Annotated in this window: 18 protein-coding genes and 1 pseudogene; 6 read left to right on the top strand and 13 right to left on the bottom strand. The window is 49.9% G+C overall.

Annotated features, from left to right (window positions below; genetic code table 11):
* Nucleotides 1–10: 10 nt before the first annotated feature.
* From C2I18_RS19020 to C2I18_RS18965, 12 genes are all read right to left on the bottom strand, one after another.
* Nucleotides 11–241 carry an EsaB/YukD family protein gene (locus C2I18_RS19020; RefSeq protein ID WP_249897314.1) on the bottom strand — a complete coding sequence of 77 codons (231 nt, stop codon included), beginning with the start codon at nt 239–241 and terminating at the stop codon, nt 11–13.
* 19 nt (nt 242–260) lie between these two features.
* Nucleotides 261–755: a hypothetical protein gene (locus C2I18_RS19015; RefSeq protein ID WP_249897313.1), complete on the bottom strand. Its 495-nt coding sequence runs from the start codon at nt 753–755 to the stop codon at nt 261–263.
* 17 nt (nt 756–772) lie between these two features.
* On the bottom strand, nt 773–1252 hold the full coding sequence (locus C2I18_RS19010) for a hypothetical protein (protein WP_249897312.1): 480 nt from the start codon (nt 1250–1252) through the stop codon (nt 773–775).
* 15 nt (nt 1253–1267) lie between these two features.
* Entirely contained in the window at nt 1268–1525 is a 258-nt protein-coding gene (locus C2I18_RS19005) for a hypothetical protein (protein ID WP_249897311.1), read from the bottom strand.
* Nucleotides 1526–1565: 40 nt separating this feature from the next.
* Nucleotides 1566–2447 (bottom strand): hypothetical protein, encoded by an 882-nt coding sequence (locus C2I18_RS19000; RefSeq protein WP_249897310.1) that lies wholly within the window; start codon nt 2445–2447, stop codon nt 1566–1568.
* Nucleotides 2444–3427, bottom strand: a complete 984-nt coding sequence (locus C2I18_RS18995) for a 6TM ABC transporter family protein (protein ID WP_249897309.1) — start codon at nt 3425–3427, stop codon at nt 2444–2446. Before C2I18_RS18995 ends, C2I18_RS19000 begins: the two co-directional genes overlap by 4 nt.
* Nucleotides 3405–4880, bottom strand: coding sequence for a TadA family conjugal transfer-associated ATPase (locus C2I18_RS18990; protein ID WP_249897308.1), 1476 nt, complete (start codon nt 4878–4880; stop codon nt 3405–3407). Before C2I18_RS18990 ends, C2I18_RS18995 begins: the two co-directional genes overlap by 23 nt.
* A 14-nt stretch (nt 4881–4894) precedes the next feature.
* Entirely contained in the window at nt 4895–5722 is an 828-nt protein-coding gene (locus tag C2I18_RS18985) for a CpaE/TadZ family protein (protein WP_249897307.1), read from the bottom strand.
* Nucleotides 5701–6582, bottom strand: a complete 882-nt coding sequence (locus C2I18_RS18980; protein ID WP_249897306.1) for a CpaB family protein — start codon at nt 6580–6582, stop codon at nt 5701–5703. The genes C2I18_RS18985 and C2I18_RS18980 overlap by 22 nt, the downstream gene beginning before the upstream one ends.
* Nucleotides 6583–7965, bottom strand: a complete 1383-nt coding sequence (locus C2I18_RS18975) for a CpaE/TadZ family protein (RefSeq protein WP_249897305.1) — start codon at nt 7963–7965, stop codon at nt 6583–6585.
* 471 nt (nt 7966–8436) lie between these two features.
* The gene (locus tag C2I18_RS18970; RefSeq protein ID WP_249897304.1) at nt 8437–9246 is read right to left on the bottom strand and encodes an AAA family ATPase; all 810 of its coding nucleotides are present in this window, start codon (nt 9244–9246) and stop codon (nt 8437–8439) included.
* 423 nt (nt 9247–9669) lie between these two features.
* The gene (locus tag C2I18_RS18965; RefSeq protein WP_249897303.1) at nt 9670–10323 is read right to left on the bottom strand and encodes a GntR family transcriptional regulator; all 654 of its coding nucleotides are present in this window, start codon (nt 10321–10323) and stop codon (nt 9670–9672) included.
* Between the two features lie 216 nt (nt 10324–10539).
* On the opposite strand from C2I18_RS18965, the gene uxuA reads away from it, so the two are divergent.
* From uxuA to C2I18_RS18935, 6 genes and pseudogenes are all read left to right on the top strand, one after another.
* Nucleotides 10540–11616, top strand: coding sequence for a mannonate dehydratase (gene uxuA, locus C2I18_RS18960; RefSeq protein ID WP_249897302.1), 1077 nt, complete (start codon nt 10540–10542; stop codon nt 11614–11616).
* On the top strand, nt 11617–13227 hold the full coding sequence (locus C2I18_RS18955) for a mannitol dehydrogenase family protein (protein ID WP_249897301.1): 1611 nt from the start codon (nt 11617–11619) through the stop codon (nt 13225–13227). It abuts the gene before it with no gap.
* 20 nt (nt 13228–13247) lie between these two features.
* Nucleotides 13248–14663: pseudogene (uxaC, locus tag C2I18_RS18950) on the top strand (glucuronate isomerase).
* A 165-nt stretch (nt 14664–14828) separates the two neighbouring features.
* The gene (locus tag C2I18_RS18945; RefSeq protein ID WP_249897300.1) at nt 14829–15677 is read left to right on the top strand and encodes an AraC family transcriptional regulator; all 849 of its coding nucleotides are present in this window, start codon (nt 14829–14831) and stop codon (nt 15675–15677) included.
* Nucleotides 15678–16107: 430 nt separating this feature from the next.
* The gene (locus C2I18_RS18940; protein WP_249897299.1) at nt 16108–17283 is read left to right on the top strand and encodes a YrpD family protein; all 1176 of its coding nucleotides are present in this window, start codon (nt 16108–16110) and stop codon (nt 17281–17283) included.
* Nucleotides 17284–17340: 57 nt separating this feature from the next.
* Nucleotides 17341–17784 carry a stalk domain-containing protein gene (locus tag C2I18_RS18935; RefSeq protein ID WP_249897298.1) on the top strand — a complete coding sequence of 148 codons (444 nt, stop codon included), beginning with the start codon at nt 17341–17343 and terminating at the stop codon, nt 17782–17784.
* A 773-nt stretch (nt 17785–18557) separates the two neighbouring features.
* Here the strand turns inward: C2I18_RS18935 and C2I18_RS18930 are convergent.
* Nucleotides 18558–22217, bottom strand: a complete 3660-nt coding sequence (locus C2I18_RS18930) for a glycosyl hydrolase 115 family protein (RefSeq protein WP_249897297.1) — start codon at nt 22215–22217, stop codon at nt 18558–18560.
* Nucleotides 22218–22246: the final 29 nt, after the last annotated feature.

Raw genomic sequence — 22246 nt, 5'->3', positions numbered from 1 at the left:
CTTTTCCTTCTTAAATGACTGTCAGCAGTGCGCCGTGGCACACCCCTTGCTCTTCCAGTGTTTTGGCGCTCTGCAGAATTCTGCCGAGAGGCTCAGCCTGCAGGCGGGTCTCCGGCCCCTTGTCCAGATGAAGCGCTTCGGCCAGCATATCCAGCAGATCGCTTACCGGGACAAATGCCGGAATCTTCAGATCAGCCTGACGGCCGCCTTCGGTCTGCAAAGTAACCATTATATACTCCACTTAAGCCCCTCCCTTCTCTTTAGTTTCTGACAGAGAGCACATAAGTCCGCCCGCTGATGAGTTCAACCTCCCCGGAGCTTCCCGCTTGCTCTGCCAGCTGCAGGGCCTTCGTCTTGAATTTGTAATCCGCTCTTGCCTCAACATCCACCTGTGTGACCACCCGCCCGTTCAGATCCGTATTCTCCGCAAACCCGAAGCTCACCGTAAAATCATTGAATTTCCCGTCATTGGAGCTGAACGTTACGGTATCACCGGAATTACCCGATTGGGTAAGATTCAGCGTATCCTCGAACGCATCGGCAAAATAGTCCTTAAAGACCTCTGCGTCCACCCTCGCGTCCAGGCCCCGGAGCAGCTCATATTCCAGACTCCGGTCCCTGGCAGCGCGCAGGGCATTGGATACCGCTGAACTCACAGTTACCTTCTCCCTGAACAGATTGGCCAGCTCCACAAGCGGTTGAATGACAATGGAAGCCATGACAACGGCCAGAATGGCAAGTGCTATATTTCTCACAAAAGAATCCCTTCCTGTCAGTCGGTGTAGTAGTCCAGGTCCTTGTAATGCTTCAGGCCTGTAGTCGACATGCTGAACGAAACAGGCAGCTCGCGTTCCAGCTTCTCCCCCCATAACGTAACGGTAAAAGGGTACACTGCCCTGATCTCCACTTCGAGCTCTTCCCCTCTTTGCAGGTAAGGCTTGTCAATTTCAGCACTGTCATAGTAGATGGTCTCATCATCGTCACCGATGGCGCTGCGGCCGTCCGCATTCGTAACCAGGATTTCAATCTTGTCCTCTTTATCCCGGAAAATCGGACGCTCCTGCAGCCGCTCCAGTGCATCTTCGTAATAGGTTTCCTTCATATAATTGTCCCCCGCTACAATCTGGGAGACGTTATACGTTTCGGTGATCAGCGTCAAATACCACGGGAAGAAAAAGGCTAAATTCAGCAGCAGCAGAATCGCGACCGATGATAAAATAACGCCGAGCACCGCCTTCGCAACACCGCGCATACATTAACCTCCCGGTCAGGACGTCATTTTTTCAATCTGATTCATAAACAGGGTCCATATCTCATCAATCCAGTCCCCCAGCAAAGAGCCGGTTACCAGTGAAACCACCGCGCCTATAATGACAATGGCAGCCACCGTAATGGCGATCTCCTTCACCCCTACCGCACCGCGCTCATCAGCCAGCATCCGGCGCAGACGTCCTGCTGCCGAAAGCTTCGCACCTGCTGCTTCATCTTTTTCCAATCCGTTATTCATCTTCAACCATCCCTTCATTCCTTTTCTCCTCCTCCGCAAATGAGCCACCACTGAGCCACTATTGAAACATTTTGATCGAATCCAGAATTGTAAACAGATAATAAATCAGGATATATGCCGCCAGCACCACGATCAGCGCCAGCTGAATCCGGGCACCGCTGCGCTCCCTCTTCTCCAGCTCTTCCTCCAGTGCCCGCACGCGGAAGCTGTCCAGCTCATTCTTGAGGTATGCCATCTGGGAAATGTTGTCGTACCCCTTCAGGCGCGTCTCCATAATGTCGCAGAACTTGATGACATAATGCAGCGGCACTCGCTTCTTCAGCTGCTTCAGCGCAAACTCCTCACCGTATTCCGTGTTGTCGAGCATGACACCCAATTCCTCACCGATATCGGGGTTGGCATTCGGAATATAGTCCCTCAGCACATCAGCCAGATGGATGTTAACCGATTTGATGTACTGGTAATACACCATGCTGTAGAATGACGGAAAATCAAGCGCGATATTCTTGTTCTTGCGTTCGATCAATTTCTCCAGCTCCGAGACCGGATACAGCCAGCCGAGAATGATCAGGACTGCAGACAGATAACCGATGATCGTATTGACCTTTATCATCAGCAGTGTAAACAGGACTGCGCCCAGCAGATACAGAATCTGCTCGATCCGGATTTCCTCGGGACTTTTGCCGAGATCCAGCCGGCTGATCATCTTTTTGAATCTCAGTTTCTCCGTGCTGCTGAGCAGTGCCCCGCCGTACCTTTGCGCAAGCCGCAGCTTGTAGCGCCTCAGCTTCTGCTTGAACTTCTCGTTCTTCCGCTGCTTGACGTACTGGCGGGCCCGCTTTTTCTGATTCCGGCTGACAGACCGCATCATTGGATATAGCAACGTTTTGACCAGGTACAGAATGGACAGCATCGTGGCCAGCTTGGCAAGCAGAATCATTTCTTATCGCCTCCGCCGCCCATATTGCCCTGAAGCACCTGGCTTCTGGCGAAGCTCAGGCAGACGACACTGATCATGACTGTGTTGATCATTTTGCCGGCATCGGTATAGAGCATGAACATGCGGAAGTCCTCGACCGTCAGGGCGTACAGGAAGAACAGGACAATGACAGCCGTCTTCATGAGGAAGTTCCGGTTCATCTTGCGGAAAATCGTTTCCTTCTTCAGGTTGATCTCCCGCAGCACCGCATTCTCATCGACAATATCAAGAAAAATGTCCGCCATCCCTTTGCGCTCGTTATATTCGAAAATAATCGCTTTTTTGGCGAAACTGTCGAACTTGGGTCCGAGCTGCCGGTTCAGCAGCTGGATCGCCTGCTTGAAGGAATAGCCGTTATTCTCACAGTTATCGATGAATTGCTGGAAGTATGGCCGCAGGGCCGGGTTGATATATTCATCGTTGTCCATCACCTTCTTGATGGCCACCAGCACACCTTCACGGGCCAGCGGACAGATCACATCCTCGGCATCCATAATGTTTTCCAGCCGTTCAGCCTGGATGGCTCTGGACTGCATTACGAAAAAAGTCAGCAGGCCGATAAAAATCGAGATGGTGATCAGCACCGACAGCGTCACGCTTTTCATGAACAGAATGACCAGCAGCGCCACGATGGCAAAACAGATGCACAGCATCGAGGTAAAACTCTCCAGGGTGAACGGCATGTTGAAATCAAGAATCAGCCCTTCAACCATCCGGTTGTATTTGGCATACACATTTTCCTTGCGCCTTACAATACGCTCCCGCTTCACGCGGTCGACATAACGTTTGGTATTATAACGGCCCAGATGCTCCGCGAGGATGTCCACCTGCTCCAGCAGATAGCCGCCAAGCCCCTGAAAGAATTTGACCCCGAAGATGGCATTGAACAGGATAAATCCGGCCAGGCCAAGCATGAGGCTAGTGACTAAAGGCGTATTCATGGAACTGGTACACCTCCGTCTCATCACCGGCAGGGTCCTGCGTAAACAGCTCGAAGCGGCTGCGCTTGATTCCGGCCTTGATCATCTGCTGCTGCACCTTTTCGGACAGCTTACCGACCCGGCGGTGACGCCCGGCGATCCGGATGATCTTCCGGGTTCCATCCCATTCTTCAATGACATCGTCGTATTCGTAACGGTAAATCTGGTTGATCAATGGATTCAGGCCGTCCGAGCCGAGAATTTCCGAGATTGAAGTCACTTTACGGGTGCCGTCAGCAAGCTTTTCCTGGAAAATAACAAACTTCACGGCACTGCAGATGTTGCGGAGCGCAAGCTCGGCCGGTTCATTGGAGGCCATAAGGTAAGCGGTCAGGAAACGGTAAATCGCCTCTTTATCCCCCTCAGCGTGCAGTGTCGAGAAAAAGTAATGCCCGGTCTGGGCCGCCCGCAGTGCTGTTGCGAATTCACCCGGTGTTCTCAGCTCCCCCGGACCGATCCAATGCGGGGACTGACGCATCGCATTGATGAGCAGATTCTCCATCGTTGCGGGACTTGCATCGTCATCCTCCGGCACCGACTCATACTGCAGCACATCGTTCAGCACACGCCCGTGTTCACTGCCTTGTTCCCGCTGGATCAGCCTCATCTCTGAAGGATTCTCAATCGTGATGATGCGCTGCATCGGATTAATTTCCTTGACCAGAATCTCGTTCAGCGTTGTCTTCCCGCTCCCGGTCGGCCCTACCGTAATCCACGACAGATCGGATTTGGGAATGAGCGACAGCAGCTTGTACATGTTGGAGGAGAACGATTCGTTCTCGACGAGCATCTTGGGGTTGATGCTTTTTTTGCTGAATTTGCGGATGACAAAAGCCGGCTGCCCGTAGGGCGATATCTCCGCATGCGTCGCATTTACGCGGTAGCCTTCAATCGTTCTGGCGTTAACCATCGGAATCTTCGGAATCAGCCGCATTTTGGAGACACCGATCAGCTTGGCGATGATCCGCTCCATATGCTCACGGTCGGTAAAATGCTGATCCCACGGAATCGATTTCCCTCCGCTTTCGACGAAAATCTGATCGGGGCCGTTGGCGCGGATTTCATCAATGAGCGGATTTTCCATCGCCTCGGTGATCGGGCCGTAATGTGTAATTTCATTGATCAACGCGCTCTTCAGCTGCGGCAGATCATGATAGCCTTCAACCGAAGGCATCTGTGAATCCACAAATTCATTAATGTACGCCTTGGTCATCTCCCGTTTGCGGGCCGGGTCGGTCTCGCGCCGGTAGGCATGGGTTGTAATTTTGGTGATATATTTTTGGCACAGCTCAAGGGCTTCCTCGAAGCTGATGGTCGTATATTTGCTGGCCAGCTCCTCCAGGTTTTCTTTGGGGTGGTGGACCTGATGCAGCACCTTTTGCTGCATGTCGCTGATTTTTCCGCGTGTCAGCAAGGCTCTCTCTCCCTTTATTGGTCCGCCAAGCGGTCGGCCAGTTTCTGAATATCCTTCTTGAAGTATTTGTTTACGATCGGGCTGTCCTTGATATACAGCTTGCCTTCATGGGCGCAGGTCACGGCATCTTTTACAAGCGGCAGGGCGGCGGCAATATGGAAGCCCGTCTCTCGCATGACCTTGTAATCAAATTCGATATTCTGCAGGTTCATCATAATAACGCTCATAAATTTGGCGGTGCTGATCCCGACAGACTGGGCAAAATCGAGCAGCTTCACCATGTTGACGGCGGCTTCCATCCGTTCGGCAGCTGTGAAATACCCGATATGGCAGTATTTCATCGCTCCCAGGCAGAACTCCAGCGGCGGGTTGTTCGGGATATCAATCAGCACGATATCGAACATATTCTTCAATGTATCAATGACGCGCTCCAGATGGCTGAACTCGAAGTCGAAATATTCCTCCATCAAATCCTGGGGGCTTGGAGACAGCAGATACAGCCGCTCGTATTTCGTCTTGGTAAGCTCTTCCCGGAAATCCACCTTGTCGCTCTTCAGCACTTTGATCAGGCCGCTGCCTTTTTTGGGCGGAGCTGCATCGAAATGCTGATACAGGCTGGGGTAGAACACCTTCAGATCGACCACGCATGTATTGAGGCCCTTTTGTGAAATCAGGTAGGCCAGATTGCTGATCAGCAGCGCGTTATCGGTAAAATCAGTCGCCGGAATAAAGCCGACTACACTGTAGATCAGACTGGTATCCTGAAGCTCTGCACCGACCAGATCCTTGGATGATATCTTTTGAAAAATGCTGTCCAGGCCTATTCGTCGCTTCCGATCCATGATTCCACCTCTTTCTCCAAGGTGGGCAGCTGGTCTACAATCACATTGCTGTCCTTCCGGCTTAGAATCGTAATCAGGAATGAGTTGCCGTCGAGGCCCTTGAATCTGGCAAAATTATTGATCTGCTCCGTAGTTCCCTCCAGCAGCAGCGCCCGCGGCTGAATATTCTTCAGGAAGTCCTTGCTCTTCATCACTTCCTGCTTCTTATTCTCCTCCAGCTTCTGGACCTCTTTATATACTTCGTAAATGGAATGGCTGTTTGCATTCAGCATGTCTTTGACAATGATGCTGTCAAACAGAATTTCCGTCTTCTTGACCTTGTTCGGCGACTGCGAATACACCGCATTCGGATTACCGCCGTTTGTGACTGCCTGATCCACCTCATAAGTCACCCGGATGCGGACTCTGTCCCCAGGCATCAGGATATCGCCACCAACCTCAAGGAAATTGTAAGGCAGGGTCAGCACTTCATTCTTCTCTTCCACCTGATACAGCCACTCGTTCTTCTGCGGCTTCTCATCAATCAGCTGATCCTTGAACAGCACGCTGTTCTTTCTCAGGAAGTTGGCAGTCAGCTTTCCTTCCACCTCTTCCATATCCTCTGCAAGCACCATATCCTCGGTGTATTCCTTCTTAATGATGTCGTATCTCTCAATCAGCTTGTCATTGACCGCGACAAAGGCGGGAATGCCTTCATTAGGCTTGACCCGCAGCACTTCCACGACATCGTTCGCATCCTGGCTTGCCTTGGTGATGAAGAGATATGAAGCCACAATAATGAGGATGCTGAAGAGCAGAGCCGCCCCCCGCTTGAACAGCTGTCTGTTCGGAGCCGCATTTTTAAGACTGCTCAAATCCATTTATCCCGTTCCCTCCAGTAATCTGAGAAGTATGTTTCCGTATGCGCGTTCGTAGTGGGTACTGCTGTGTACAAGCGGCACGTCAGACTCAATCTGCGAGTCGAAGTCGCTGCTGTAAGGAACATGTCCCGCCACTTTCATTTCATAGGTGAAGCCTTCCATAAGTCCCGAGGTCAGCACGCGGCTGACGGCTTCCGGTGTGAAATTCTCTCCCTGGAACCGGGATCTGTCATTATATTTGGTGACTACAAGCTTGGATTTTGCATTGAGGTAGACCGCCTGCTCCTTGGGCAGACTGTTCTCCACATTCCTAAGTGTGCTTAATACGGAATACAGGTCATTGGGTACGCAAAGCCCAAAGCTGTCGATATGTATCATAATTTCCTGGTACTCCCGCAGGAGATCCAGCGGAAGATCAAGCACGATCAGGTTGAACCGGTTCCGGAGCAGGGACAATAGTCCTGTCAGCCGCGCTTCCGTTACAAACTGCCCGATCAGCCTCGGGTCGTCAAAATCATATCCGAGTCCTGTCAGCCAGACGTTATCCCGGATCGGATAAGCCGTAGCCGCATAGTCCTGGGGACGCGCCAGCGTGCGGATCAGGGAAGCATTGATCTCTTCATCCCGTTTGGTCCGTTCATGGAATCCGCCAAAATACATATTCGTGCTCCGGTAATCAATATCCAGATCGACAATCAGCGCGCTTAGGCCCCTGCGTCCTGCTTCACTGGCCAGATTGACGGCGGTGCTTGTCACCCCGCTGCCCCTGTGCCCCGTCACCGCTACAACCCTGCTGATCCCCCGGCTGATCCGTTCCAGCTCCCGTGTCAGGGCGTCTGTCGGTTCCGCTTCAGTCCGCTCTTTGGGCTTGGGGCGGAAACGGTCAAGAAACGATTTGCGTGCAGGTTCAATGTCCCGTCTGCTTCCCTTATCCCGTTCAGCCTGCGGCCCGCCATCAGCCGCACGTGTGCTTTTCTGGGTATGGAGACCGGGAGCAGCTCTCGCCCGGCTGATAGACTGCACGAACAGCTCTGGTGTTACTCTTATGTATTCACTGAACATCATTTCAAAACGGGGGTGCCTGGAACTTACACTCTCCCATTCTTTGCTTTTCCAGCTGTCCGTGGTAATCAGAATTACCGGAACCTTCTGGGGGGCAGAAGGACTATTCAGCAGGGCTTCCAGATTACGTCTGTCCCTGTCTGGATGCAGGCTTAATGCTTCATCTGTAATCACGATGCTGTCCGGCTCCGGAGCCGTATCCGCGATATACCGGACGGCCTCTTCAAGCGTAAGCTCCGTATCATTTATCACTTCGGTCATGCTGTCTATGTACTGGCGTGCGACGGTTCCGTATCCGCCTGCGATTAATAATAGTCTCACGGGGTCCTCCTTAGGTATCAGGTACAGATAGTGGCGGGAGAGTCCGCTTCTATTGCTTATGTATCCAGCCGGAGACGGACAATTAGGCCGTACATCCTGAGAAATACTGGAAGTTTATAATTTTCATATCTGTATATTAAACCGTAATAATGTGAACGAATCATGATACTTTAGAATTATTTTAATAAAGATTTTTCCACAATTTTCAACATATTTTCTGGATATCCCCCCATATTTTCAGGACCAAAGTCGCCTTCTGAGCCCACTCACCGGCATGGTTAATCATGCCAAAAAGACCTTAGCCAAGGGCTTGGCCAAGATCTTAACAGACTGCAAATTACGGGATGGTCTCTTCTGGGTACAGAGCCTCAGAAGTCATAACATTAAATTTGGCTTAGAGCTGCATCAGAAACGCGTTTCAGAGGTCCGCCGGTGTACGGGGAGGGAGCTTCAGCGCCTGGGGCGGTAGCATCATAACACGGCAGAGGGATGATATTCTTCATACGACAGCGCAATATGCTCATGCTTAAGCGGACAGCGCTCAATGATCGCCTTTCGTTTCGCCTTGAGAATAATTTGTTCGATGTCGGCAAAGCTGCAGCCGGCCAGCCGCCCGCAGGCTTCTTCGGACAGTCCTTTTTCCTCAGCAAATCCGCCGATCAACAGTTCGATATAATGCCGTCTGCTGGCTTCGTCAGGAAGCGAGTAGGTCATTTTCGTATCAAATCTTCTCCAGATCGCCCGGTCCAGCTCATTCTCCAGATTGGTCGCCGCGACAAAAATGCTGCTGTCCCCGAAATCATCAAGACACTGCAGCAGGCTGTTCACCGCCCTGGCAATCTCCTTGACCTCGTCGCTGCTCTCCCGGGTTCTGGCAATGGCATCGAACTCATCCAGGAACAGCACACAGGGCACAGCTTTGGCATACTCAAAAATTTTGCGGATATTGCTTCCCGTCTCCCCCAAATGGCTGTGAATAACCGCATCCAGACGGACCAGGATAAGCGGCAGGTCCAGCATCCGGGCCATGTGAAATGCCGTCAGTGTCTTCCCCGTCCCCGGCGGGCCGTACATGACCACCTTGTTGGGAATCGGCACTCCATGCGCTTCGAACTCGTCCCGCATCCCGAGGATCGTGATAAACTCCTCTACAATTTTACGGTTTTTGTCCGGCAGGACGAGATGTTTTACTTTGCGGGCGCATTCCTTGGACGTATAGTAAGTCCCCATATCGATCCCTTTGGCGCGCGGCAGACGCTGGCTGGTGTGATTTTTATTCATAGGTACAAGCTCCTTTGTTCGCTTCCCGAAGTTTAATCGTAATAATTACTATTAAAATAATATAGCTGTCGCTTGTACCTGTGTCAACTCCGCAGTTGATTACACATTGTGCAATCTTAGTGAGAGCGCTTGTAGAGCTTAGCGGGATTTCCTCCACCTACTTCTCTCCTTTTTCACCATTTATGAGCATTAGTCGGAATTTCTCCAGCTAATCAGGCGGATAAAAGCAGTAAGGGAGTCATTTAATTCATATAAGCGGAGTTTTTCCAACAAGTATTGTAATACCAGTATTTTTCAGAGAATTAGAGGGAGAAATTCCACTCAGCTTCATCCATACGCGCTCCACAAAAAAGCAGCCGCCCTCCGCTTGACGGAAGAGCAGCTGCTCTGTGTAAAAACCTGCAGTATGCATCGTATGCCGGCCTATCTTTTAAGATACTCCGAGTAATTGTGCTGAAAATCCAGCGAATGGATATCCTCACGGAGATGATGATGAATCAGGGGGCCGATCCGCTCCGTATCCTTGTGTACCAGCAGCTCCAGTATGGATTGGTGCTCCTTCCAGATTCCCTCAAGCTTTTGCTTCTCCAGCATGTGCAGCCGGCGGTACCTGAGATAGTGCACATTCGACTGCTGGATCAGATTCCATAAAAATTCGCGTCCGGCAAGCCTGTACAAGGCCCGGTGGAAAGAGTCGTCCAACGCGAGAAAAGCGTCCATATCACTCTCCCCCGCAATGGTTTCCTTCTGCTTCTCCAGAATATCCCTAAGCTCATGCACTCCGGTCAACGTAAGGGTGGCAGACAAATCCTTGAGGATCTCCTTCTCCAGTGTGCTGCGCAGATACGTTATTTGTTCAACAGACTCCAGATCGATAAAAGAGACAATGTTCCCTTTTTTCGGATAAATGTCGGTATAGGATTCCAGCGCAAGCTGTTTGAGCACATCGCGCAGCGGTGTCCGGGAAATCTGATACTGCTCGGAAAGTGAAGTCTCACTCAGGATGGTGCCGGGCTTCAGGTTCAGGGTGAGGATCTCATGTTTTAGCGTACTCAGAATTTCAGCTTTGATCGACATTGCTTCTCCTGCTTTCCACAATTAATAACAGATACAACTAGTATACATAAAATTTATCACAAATAAAATTATCCATAAAAAAACAGAATATATGCGCCGTCCCCCCGCTGAGTGCCTTGATTTAATTATGTTGACAAAGCACCATGCTTATTTTATGATCAAGAAAATCTTGTATACAAGATTACTCAATCGAAGCTCACAGGAGGTCTTTTATCAATGAACATGACGTGGAGATGGTATGGCGAAGGCAACGACAATATTACACTTGACCATGTCCGGCAAATTCCGGGCGTAATGGGTATTGTCTGGTCCCTGCACGAGAAGGTGGCCGGAGAAGTGTGGGAAATGGAACGGATCCAGGAAGTGGCGGATCAGATCACCAGCAAGGGGTTCAGCACTGCTGTAGTTGAAAGCGTCAACGTTCATGATGATATCAAAATCGGCCTGCCGTCCCGTGATAAATATATCGATATTTATATAGATACGATCCGCAAGCTGGCCAAGGTCGGCGTTAAGGTGATCTGCTATAATTTCATGCCTGTCTTTGACTGGACGCGCACTGAGCTGTACAAGGAGCTGCCGGACGGATCGAACGCACTCTTTTATGAAAAGGCTGCCATTACCGATAACCCGCGCGAAATGGTCGACCGGATTCTGAAAGGCGCCGGAGAGTTCACCATGCCGGGCTGGGAGCCGGAGCGTCTGGCCAGGCTTGATGAGCTGTTCGCCGCTTATGCGGGTGTGACTGAAGATATCCTGTTCGACAACCTCAAGTACTTCCTGGAGCGGATTATTCCGGTATGTGAAGAGATGGACATCAAAATGGCCATCCACCCTGACGATCCGGCCTGGCCGATCTTTGGCCTGCCGCGCATTATCCGCAGCCGCGACACTATCCGCCGGTTCCTGGATATGGTTCCAAGCCCGTATAACGGCCTGACCTTCTGTACCGGCTCGCTCGGTACCAACCCGCAGAACGATCTGCCGGCCATGATCCGCGAGTTCCATGACCGCATTTATTTTGCCCATATCCGCAATGTGAAGGTATTCGATAACGGGGACTTTATTGAGGTATCCCACCGCGGCCGCGACGGCAGCGTCGATGTGCCTGAAGTGGTCAAAGCCTATCATGAGAGCGGTTATACCGGTTACGTCCGTCCGGACCACGGCCGCCATCTGTGGGGCGAAGAAAAGAACTGCCGTCCGGGGTATGGCCTGTACGACAGAGCGATGGGCATCATGTATCTGCTCGGCGTCTGGGACAGTCTGGAGAATGTTAAGGAGGCCCAATAAATGCTGCGCCTCACCAGAGACAGCATCCGGGAAGAACAAGAAGCCTGGACTGCCGCGGGAGTTGAGCTTCCGCAATTCAATCTTGAACAGGTAGCCAAGAATACTGAGCTGCGCCCGGAATGGATACATTTCGGCGCAGGCAATATTTTCCGCGGATTCGTTGCGAATGCCCACCAGAAGCTGCTGGATAACGGCAGGGCGGATACCGGCATCATCGCTGCAGAGACCTTTGATTTTGAGATGATCGATAAGGTCTATAAACCTTATGACAACCTGACCCTGCTCGTGCTGATGAACGCGAAGGGCGGTTTCCAGAAGAAAATCATCAGCAGCATCACCGAAGGCATTGCAGCGGATAAGAACCGTGAAGAAGATGACCGCCGGCTGAAAGAGATCTTCGAAAATCCCAGTCTGCAGATGGCCAGCTTTACGATCACAGAGAAAGGGTACTCGCTGACAGGCCCTGACGGGCAATATCTGGGCATTGTTAAGAAGGACATTGAAGGCGGTCCGGAACAGCCGTTGCATGCCATGAGCATTGTCTCTTCTCTTGCATACAAGAGGTATCTGAAGGGGGCCTATCCGATGACCTTTGTCAGCATGGACAACTGCTCCCACAACGGCGATAAGCTGAAGAACGGCATGGTCACCATCGCCAAGGAATGGGCAGCCAAAGGACTGGTGGAAGACGGCTTTGTCAGCTATCTGGAGAATGAGCAGCTGATCACCTTCCCTCTGTCCATGATCGACAAAATTACACCCCGCCCGTCAGAGACGGTTCAGGCTGCGCTGCTGGAACAGGGTATCGGTGAAATGGACATTATCGTGACCTCCAAGAACACATATACTGCGCCTTTCGTCAACGCAGAGATCAGCGAATACCTGGTCATTGAAGACAAGTTCACGAACGGCCGCCCGGCCCTTGAGGAAGCGGGTATTATTTTTACCGACCGTGATACGGTAAATAAGGTGGAAACCATGAAGGTGACCACCTGTCTGAATCCATTACATACAGCCCTTGCCGTATCGGGATGCCTGCTCGGTTACACTCTGATTGCCGATGAGATGAAGGATGATACACTGCGCAAATTCGTTGAAATTATCGGTTACAGGGAAGGTCTGCCGGTTGTCGTGGACCCGGGCATCTTAAGTCCGAAGCAGTTCCTCGATGAAGTACTGACCGAGCGTTTTGCCAACCCGTTTATTCCGGATACCCCGCAGCGCATTGCTACAGATACCTCCCAAAAGGTAGGCATCCGCTTCGGCGAAACCATCAAATCCTATGTCCGCAGAGAAGACCTTGATCCGGCTTCACTGACCGCGGTTCCGCTGGCTATCGCCACCTGGTGCCGCTACCTGCTTGGCGTAAATGACGAAGGCGAAGCTTTTACACTCAGTCCAGATCCGCTGCTGGAATCGCTGCAGGGTCATTTGCAGGGCGTGTCTCTCGGGGACAAGAGCGCGAACATCCGGGCGATTCTGGAGGATGAGCAGCTTTTTGGTGTTCATTTGTACGGGATCGGCCTCGGCGGCAAGATCGAAGGCATGTTCCTGGAAATGCTGGCCGGTCCCGGAGCGGTAAGAAGCACACTGGAGAAGTATCTGAAATAAAAGGTAAGGGAGCATGAGAGATGAAGGGACTCATTCAAGAGGATTTTCTGCTGCAGTCTGAGGAAGCCCGGATACTGTACCATGAGTATGCCAAACACCTCCCCATTATCGACTACCATTGCCATCTGGACCCGAAAGCCATTGCAGAGAACAAACGCTTTGGCAGTATTACAGAGGTCTGGCTGGGCGGAGATCATTATAAATGACGCGCGCTCAGAACGTTCGGTGTGGAAGAAAAATATATTACCGGCGATGCATCTGATGCCGAAAAGTTTGCCAAGTGGAGCGGGGTGCTGCCCTTTACGGTCGGCAATCCGCTGTACCATTGGTCTGCACTGGAGCTGAAGGCCTACTTCGGCGTAGAGGAGCCGCTTACCCCGCAGAACTGGCAGCGCATTTACGATCATTGTAATGCACTTATTGCCACGGACAGCTTCTCAGCCCAGGGGCTGATTACCCGCTCCAATGTGCAGTGGATCTGCACGACCGATGATCCCATCGACGACCTCCGCTATCATGGGCAGATTGCCGGACAGCAGGCGTTCAAAACCGGGGTCACACCGACCTTCCGGCCGGACAAAGCCCTGCAGATCGATCTGGACACCTTCGCGGATTATGTCCACAGCCTGGAGCAGGCGGTTGGCTATGAGATCACTTCTTATGCCGCTATGGAACGTGCTTTGCTGGAACGGATTGAATACTTTGACGCCCATGGCTGCAAAATCTCTGACCATGCGTTCTCGCATCTTCCCTTTGCGGAAGCAACGGCGTCCGTCCTGGAGACCATCTTCAGCAAACGCCTGAAGGGCGAAGCCTTAACCCGGCTGGAAAGCGACCAGTACACTACTGCGTTATTCCTGGCCATGGGCCGCAAATATGCCGCCCACGGCTGGGCTATGCAGCTGCATATTGGAGCAATCCGCAATCCCAATACGCGCATGTTCAGCGCGCTGGGTCCGGATACGGGCTTTGACACGATCGGAGACGGCAGCTTCGCTGATAGCCTGTACAAATTGCTGGACGGGCTGGACCGGACGAATGAGCTTCCTAGAACGATTCTGTACAATCTGAACGCAGGACATAATGATGTGCTGGCGGCGATGGCCGGCTCTTTTCAGGGAAGCGGAATTAAAGGAAAAATCCAGTTCGGCTCCGGATGGTGGTACAACGACCAGAAGGACGGCATGATCAAGCAAATGACCTCCTTGTCGAACCTGGGACTGCTGAGCTGCTTTGTGGGTATGCTGACCGACTCCAGATCCTTCCTGTCCTATACGCGCCATGAGTATTTCCGCCGGATTCTCTGCAATCTGATCGGAGGCTGGGTGGTGAGCGGCGAAGCTCCGGGGGACCTTGAGTTCCTGGGAGGCATCGTTCAGGACATCTGCTACCGCAATGCCAAGGAGTATTTCCAGTTCCCGGTAGCGGAAGCCTGATTCAGGTCTGCATCTGCAGACTGCTCTGCACCTTGTGTGACCTTGAAGCCTTTCTCAGCGCCGTACCGGTTGCGGGGAAAGGCTTTTTTTGATAATTAGGCCGCCAAAAGTTATTATGGTTGTATGTATAGCCGCATCGATATTTTATAACAGGGGTACTTTGATATGGACATTTTGGTCTCAGGCGAATTGGATTTTGAAACACTGGTTACCCGGAAGCCCTTTAACCGCGATTTTCATATTCATGAGCATTATGAGCTGTATCTTTTGCTGGAAGGTGACCTTAACTTTTACGTGCACGACTCCTGTTACCCGATCCAGCCCGGCACCTTGATGATCTGCAATGATCTCGAGATGCACAAGGCCGTACTTTTAACGAACGAATATTATAAAAGAATATATATCCACATCCCTCCCACCTTTCTCCACCAGTATTCAACGGAACAGACCGATTTGACCACCTGCTTTGTCAGACGGGAGATCGGGACGAGAAATGCCATCCGGCTGGAACCGGAGCAGGTCATGCTGTTCACGAGGCTGGTAAAGGAGATGCATGAGGCGCGCGATTCCGGCGGGTTCGGCAATGATCTGCTGATCCACTCCCGTCTGCTGCAGATTCTCGTGATGGTGAACACTCTGTTCCAGCAGGAGGACCTGAGGGACAGCGCCGCCGCCCATTATCCGCCTAACGTCAGGGAGATTATCACTTATGTGGATGAGCATATTCTCGAAGCGCTGACCCTCGACCAGATTGCGGCTGCATTGGCCCTGAACAAATACCATCTCTGTCATATTTTCAAAGCAGAGACCGGCACGACGATCTTCCGCTACATTCTGCTGAAACGCATCTCCCTCTCCCGCATCCTGCTGGCCGAAGGCAAAAACGTCACCGAAGCCTGCTTCCAGTCCGGATTCCAGAACTATACCAACTTCATCACGGAATTCCGTAAAGTTACGGGCTTTACGCCCAAGAAATTCAGGGATATGAAGCTGAAGGAGGCGGCTAAGCATTAACAGCAAAAAAGCAGCGTTTCTCATTTGAAGAATCGCTGCCCAAAGTAATACATCAAATATGGTATATAAATTTTATTTTGGATGAAGTAACACTTATTCTTTTAGTTTTTATAATGTAGAGCTTTATAAGTCAGTTCGTACACATGTTGACAATGACTTGAGAAGGCATTGTCATGAGTAACAATAATTAGTGTCATTCCTTGTTGATGTAATCTGTCAAAGATATGTAGTATTGACTTCTCCGTTTGTTCGTCTAAAGAATCTACTTATAAACTGCGTAGCAGTTGTTATATAATATTTCAAGATTTAAATAGTATCGATAGAAACGAAATATTATAGTCATATTAACAAATACTAACAATAACAAAAATACTATTTTCTTCTCTATATTAACCATATAATTACTTTTTTCCAACAAGGAGGTAATTATATGAATTACAGTAAAAAAATATTATCACTGTTTCTCGTTTCAAGCTTTGCTTTATCCCCTTTATCTGTAAATGCTGAAGAAGGTGAACTAACACTTTCAAACCTTGAGTTAGAAGAAATCAAGGTAGTGCATCAAGAGACTCAAAAAGTTGCAGACAATCAACTATCGACAATACTGCAAATTGCACAAAACGCTGTTAGAGAAGAAAGAAATAGTAAAGCCATAAGCAATACAGCATTTGCAAAAAGTTCTGACCCAACTACTTATGATTACATTACTTTTGATGAAAACTACACTTATTTTTATGAAGAATCCGCAAGTGCTGAACCCCAACTTTTGGTGGTCGATAAAAAAGATAGCAATGTAGAAAGTTTTCTGACTAGTAATGTTGAAGAGTTTGATCAAGCCAAAAGTGGCGATGTTGCACTTAGGGCAGGCTTTATTGGAGATGGTGTAGGTGGCCGAATGAATGTTAATGCTACTGGTAGCTATCTTATGGCACTTATGCAACTACCGTTAGCAGACAGTAGTATAGTGAGTCTGGACAGACCGAACCACATTGCTTTCAATTATGGCGGATTTGAATATACCACTACTGTTGCTGATGGTATTGGTTCTTGGGCAGCGGACATGGGAGTAGAACTATATAATAATTTAGGCCCGAGTTCTACATCTTACGGGTGGAAGCCAGTAATTATTCTTAAGAAAAAGAATAGACCATACGTTAGCGAGACAAATACTGGTTGGGATCAATATCAAAGTGCGACATTTGATCCAAATTATAAAGAAGTGCAATCTAAAAATGGATACAAGCCTGGTACAGCTCCTTTAATGTATTTTTGGTACAATTACAACGGAAAAGTAAGAATTAAAATTGACGGGACATCGATTTGCCCGACACTTGGTGGCTATACACTTAAAGACACACCGAATATTACGATAATGGAATCAAATGCAAGCTGGAATATCGCTTCAATAAGTAGATGGAAACTGCTGTCAACAGTTTGGTCATTAAATGACACAGGAAAGAACAAAACGACATTTTCAAATATTAAAGTAGATGGAACACCTATTTCTAGCAGCGTCTTATCGGGACCACTAAACGATCATTCAAATGTGACTGTAAGTGGAAATAATGTAATTACAATTGTTGTAAATAGTGACATATACAATTAAAATAGTGGACAATAGATCTAAACATCTATTGTCCACTCAATTTTTAGGAGGAAGCATATGAAGGCTTTAAGTAAAGCATTTGCGTTCGCTACTGTTATAACATTAATGATGGGGGGGACAAGCGTCTTTGCTTCACGAAGCAATCCGAACATTTACATCAATGGAGAAAAGTTAGATATTTATGCGAATGTCACTTATCTTGGAACTACGCTTGTCCCCATGCGTCCAATATTTGAAAAGTATGGTATGGCAATTGAATGGGATAACAGTACAAAAACAGTGACGGCTTCAAAAGATAACAAACTTATAGTCTTAACCAATAATTCTTATGATGCATTTTTAAACGGGGAGAAGGTGGTTCTTAACCAAGCACCATCACTTGAACCGACAAGCAATATATTCTATGTGAATTTACGATTTATTTCTGAGGCATTGGGTGCAAGTGTTACGTGGGATAAAACAGCAAATGATGCAACCATAAACATTAATTTTGCTAAGTAAATTCTATTTTCTGTTTTCAAATAAAATACATCGTCCATTAACGATGTTTATGTAAGCAATTACGTTTTTTGACGATGTATTATTTTTGTACTCTCTCCAATTCCAGCACGAGCATAGATGCCTGTTTCACTATAAATTTTGGTCTGTATTTGTTTCATCTAAATCGTAAGCACTGTTTGCAGACAAATGCATCGATCCGGTGAATTCACAAAACATCTCATCTATAGAGTAAGGTTCAACTAAGGCAGTGAACGATTCAATTATCTCAACACTCTGCATTTATACATTGATGTATTGATATATTCCTGCATATGCGCTCTTACTACGATTAACTCTGAACTTTTCTTTCGCGCTTCCCATAAAACATCAGCTGTCTTTACTCCTCTGGCTTTAGCCAATGATACCGGATCTCTTTGCTGGATCACCTGCTACGGATAAAGAGTACAAACTACAAGCGACGATCGTATCCTCGGTTCCACACGAAGTAGGCTTTGAAAGTAAATATAGCTGAGCGCTCTATCTCATTGGCGAATATATTAAGCGCGAGTTCGCTTAGTCCCTTCATGGTTGAATTCGGATGTTATTAAGACAACGTGTTTTTCCATAACGTCTCAGAGATCCACAAGAAAGTTGCTGCGTTTATTCAAAACATTGTACTCGATAGTCAGACCATTATTGATCGTTTTTTCCTTCGTTTGGAAAACGATCAGTTAAAGAATAATTCTAGTTAAATTTATCTTGCCTAACGGCCTATGATTTTTAAAATTAGTTCCCTACTCCCCGCCCCTGGCCGAATCCTTCCACGCTGCATCCACAGGCGGAAGCTCATCACCGGTGGTCAGATAAATCCGGTCCACTCTGAACTCGGACTTTCTGGCCAGGATGGAGAACGTATGCTCACCCGCAGACAGTTCAATCTCAGCGATAACACTCCAGTAATACACGTAGGAAGTGTTGTAGGTATGCAGCTCCCCCCGTCCGAACTGTTCGGACAGCGGGATCACCTTGCCGTCCACCGCCAGGTTGCAGGAGTCGGATTTATTGGTGTAATGCCTGATCAGCATCCAGACCAGATACTTGCCCGGAGTCTGAATATTCATCCGATAATGCATTCCGGGTGCTGCCTCCGGTTCCTGCCACAAAAGCCCCCGCCCCTCAACATGCATAGCCAGACCGGTTCTGCCGTTCGTCTCCGCCTCTAAATGGCTCCATGACAATCCGGAACCATCTGTGCTTGGCGTAAGGTATGCATTCTCCGAATTCTCCAGCGCATATTCAGCCTCGATGGCCACCACGCCGCCCACTTCCTTGAACACACCGGAACCAAATTCACCCAGCAGGTCCTTCACGCCGCTGACATTATCATACAAGCCCGCATACCGTTTTTCCCCCAGGGTCTCCTGCGGCAATTGATGGCATTTCAGAAATACATTATTCCGGCTCTCAAAAAATGCTTTGCCCGTATACAGCAGATTAAGCGGCGGAACCTCTTCAGCTGCCGTCAGATAAAATGCCTTGCTCAGCTCTTCAATAGCCTCCCAATCGGCAGACGGACTCTCCAACCCGTATTCAGCAGCCGGAGTATCCGTATGCCAGCTGGTCACAGGCCCCAGATTGGAACCCTTCCGCTCCTTCGTATACAGCACCAGCTTGCTGATAGTCACATATTGATCGACCATGTACAGCTTCAGGATATGGCTGCCTGCGGACAGGAACGGGAGCGCAAGCGTCATTTTTTCCCCGTTGTTGAACACCGCTTCCTGCCAGTTCCCCAGCAGCTCATCCCGGGTAACGGACTCCACCATCACCGGTTCTTCACTGTCGACACCTATTCCAAAACGGATTCTGCCCGTAGAGTTCAGCGTAAGGAACCGGTAGATCTCCAGCAAAGGCGTCCCGTCCCCGTGTACATAAAAGCTGTACTCCAGACATGGATGATCCATAAGCTCCCCGCCCAGCGGACGCAGCTCCGGATTCCAGGCCATAACGGCCGGCCCTTCATGCCTTCCGATTCCCGGAACCGTGATCCACCCGGCACTGCCGGAAGACGCATCCCTGTTCACGCTGCGGAAGCTTCCATCATCTCCGGCAGCAGGCATGGACACATACCCGTCACCTTCGACATAACCAATAAAGCCTTCCGGAAGCGGTCCGGCTGCCTCCACCTGCACTTTTACCGGAGTCTTGCTTCCGTCTAACCGGTTATGGACAGTAATCAGTCCCTGACTGCCCGCATGCGCCAGAGGAGCGGTTACGGTGACCAGAATTCTTTTTTCCGTCTGCACAGTCACTTCTGTTTCCGACAGGTTCAGCCACTCTGACCCCTCCCCGATCTCTAGAGTAACCGGAACACTGCCAGCCCCCTGATTGCCGATTTCGAGCCACTTTTGGCTTTGACCATACGCCGGAAAGCTAAGTGTTTCCCCCTCATTCCAAAGACTCACCTTAATGCCGCTCCCGGCAATGCTCAGCGCAGGCATTCTGACCGGATACATCGCTGTCGGCGGCGGCGGAAAGCTCTCGGGTGTGAGAATTCCGTCCCATTTTCCCCCGCTCATCTTCTTGTTGTAGAAATGCAGCATGCTCCGCTTGTTGTCCAGCATGGCTTTGGCATATTCCACATAGCTGTCGGCCGCCTGCATATTGCCGCGTTCATAGGACAGCACACTGCGGTCAGCATAATAGTACTCATGATTAGTGTAGTAGGACGCGTGGATCTTCATCAGGAACAGCTGGAAGAATGCGGCCTGCTCTTCTGCCGGCAGACTTTTCAGAATGGCATTACCGCGCCGGAAAATATCCTCGAGCAGCATCAGTCTGCGCCCGGCCTCATCTCCGTATACATTTTGCGGGAACACTTTGGAGTTCATATGCTCGATTTTGCGTACATTGGTCACCTGGGCAAAAATCTCATACAGCTGCGCGGCTTCCGCTCCATGGCTGCCGGAGAAGTTGGAGTTGATCCAATGCTCATTGAACGCAAGTGTATTCTTGGTCCAGCCTGTTTCCTTGCCGGCTTCCCAGCCATAGCGGAGGAAATACTCCATATCCTGCTCCACAGGCTTCAGTCCGCCTATATTCAGCACCCATGTTTTTTGAATACCGGATTCATAGGACTTCTTCAGTTCATTGCCCATGTGGGCGAGCGGCGTGGAATTAATAAAAAGATAACTCATCGCCGTACCGGGATGCGCCCAGTAAGAAGCATGATAATACAGTCCGTTCCCCCCGCTGCGCGCGCGCTCAGCTTGAGTAGGATAACGCCGCACATGGCCAAAATTGTCATTCGCCCAGATCAGCGTCAGATCATCCGGCAGCTCAAGCCCGCGGTCGTACAGTGTCAGCACCTCTTTGTAAGGCACAAAGGTTTGTAGAGCCTCACGCCCCTTTTCTTCGCCCAGCACCTCTATCAGGATCTGTCTCTGATCTTTGATGACCTGACCAAGGAGACGGACTTTGGCCTGCATCTTCTCTTCCTCGTTCAAGGAAGCGTCTTCATCTATCGAGCGGGTATGGAACCCGGAATCGTGGATACCGCGCATGCCCATTGTAAAGCTGACTTCGTAATTCCGGTTCAGCTCCACGCTTTCCCGCCAATATTCCTGCAGAATCTCGCGGTTTCTGCCCTCAATGGAATAGTCATAGACGGCATCCGTGTACCCCTTGCTCCTAATCCACGGCTCCCATTCATTCTGGTTGCTGCGCAGCAGCATATCACAGTGCGAGGTTCCGACGACGATCCCCATCTGCTCGGCCAGCGCCCCGTTTTCCGGATTTCCGTTAAAATAGTTCACATGCATCGCCGGCCAAATATAATTCGCTTTCAGGCGCAGCAGCAGCTCAAATATATGCTTGTAGGTATCGGGTCCGATGGTGTCATCCGGCGTATGGAGCTTCGCCCAGTCGTGCAGCTCTTCTTCATCATTAATAAAAATCCCCCGGTACTTCACAGACGGCCAGTCCGCCTTGCTGTAAGGAAGGGCAAGCTCAACCACGCTTTTGGCTTTGACAGGCACATCCCCCCAGAAATGCCAAGGCGATATCCCCATCTCCTCACAGAGGTCATAAATTCCGTAGACCGTACCACGTCTGTCGGTCCCGATAATATACAGCACGCCGTCTGCCACTTCCTGAAGATAGGCTTCCCAGCGGCAAGTACCGTCCTCCAGCTTAAGCTTCTCTAAGGATACTTTTTTATCTTTTAACGTCACCGCAAGCTGTGCATCTGTCCCTAACGTTCCGATAACGACACTGCATTTCTCCAGCTCCTGCGAAAGAACAGCCTTCCCCCCGCTTACCCGCCCAATATCCCGCACCAAGTTATCCGCTGCAATCTGTACCGCATTGTTCTCGTTCTCTGCCGCATAAATGAATACCGTTTGACCGCTGCTGAACAGCTTCAGCGTACGATCCGGCGCCTTATAGTCTTTCATGGAATACAAACTCCTTTATATAGGTGATA

The organism is Paenibacillus sp. PK3_47, from assembly GCF_023520895.1.
Taxonomy (GTDB): domain Bacteria; phylum Bacillota; class Bacilli; order Paenibacillales; family Paenibacillaceae; genus Paenibacillus_AQ.
Note: the sequence above shows the minus strand (reverse complement) of the source record. Positions and strands in the feature narration are given on the sequence as shown.

Excerpts from the sequence above, each read along its gene's own strand:
- C2I18_RS19010 (WP_249897312.1), bottom strand. The coding sequence starts at position 1,252 with ATGCGCGGTGTTGCGAAGGCGGTGCTCGGCGTTATTTTATCATCGGTC.
- C2I18_RS19005 (WP_249897311.1), bottom strand. The coding sequence starts at position 1,525 with ATGAAGGGATGGTTGAAGATGAATAACGGATTGGAAAAAGATGAAGCA.
- C2I18_RS19000 (WP_249897310.1), bottom strand. The coding sequence starts at position 2,447 with ATGATTCTGCTTGCCAAGCTGGCCACGATGCTGTCCATTCTGTACCTG.
- C2I18_RS18995 (WP_249897309.1), bottom strand. The coding sequence starts at position 3,427 with ATGAATACGCCTTTAGTCACTAGCCTCATGCTTGGCCTGGCCGGATTT.
- C2I18_RS18985 (WP_249897307.1), bottom strand. The coding sequence starts at position 5,722 with ATGGATCGGAAGCGACGAATAGGCCTGGACAGCATTTTTCAAAAGATA.
- C2I18_RS18980 (WP_249897306.1), bottom strand. The coding sequence starts at position 6,582 with ATGGATTTGAGCAGTCTTAAAAATGCGGCTCCGAACAGACAGCTGTTC.
- C2I18_RS18970 (WP_249897304.1), bottom strand. The coding sequence starts at position 9,246 with ATGAATAAAAATCACACCAGCCAGCGTCTGCCGCGCGCCAAAGGGATC.
- C2I18_RS18965 (WP_249897303.1), bottom strand. The coding sequence starts at position 10,323 with ATGTCGATCAAAGCTGAAATTCTGAGTACGCTAAAACATGAGATCCTC.
- uxuA (WP_249897302.1), top strand. The coding sequence starts at position 10,540 with ATGAACATGACGTGGAGATGGTATGGCGAAGGCAACGACAATATTACA.
- C2I18_RS18955 (WP_249897301.1), top strand. The coding sequence starts at position 11,617 with ATGCTGCGCCTCACCAGAGACAGCATCCGGGAAGAACAAGAAGCCTGG.
- C2I18_RS18945 (WP_249897300.1), top strand. The coding sequence starts at position 14,829 with ATGGACATTTTGGTCTCAGGCGAATTGGATTTTGAAACACTGGTTACC.
- C2I18_RS18940 (WP_249897299.1), top strand. The coding sequence starts at position 16,108 with ATGAATTACAGTAAAAAAATATTATCACTGTTTCTCGTTTCAAGCTTT.
- C2I18_RS18935 (WP_249897298.1), top strand. The coding sequence starts at position 17,341 with ATGAAGGCTTTAAGTAAAGCATTTGCGTTCGCTACTGTTATAACATTA.
- C2I18_RS18930 (WP_249897297.1), bottom strand. The coding sequence starts at position 22,217 with ATGAAAGACTATAAGGCGCCGGATCGTACGCTGAAGCTGTTCAGCAGC.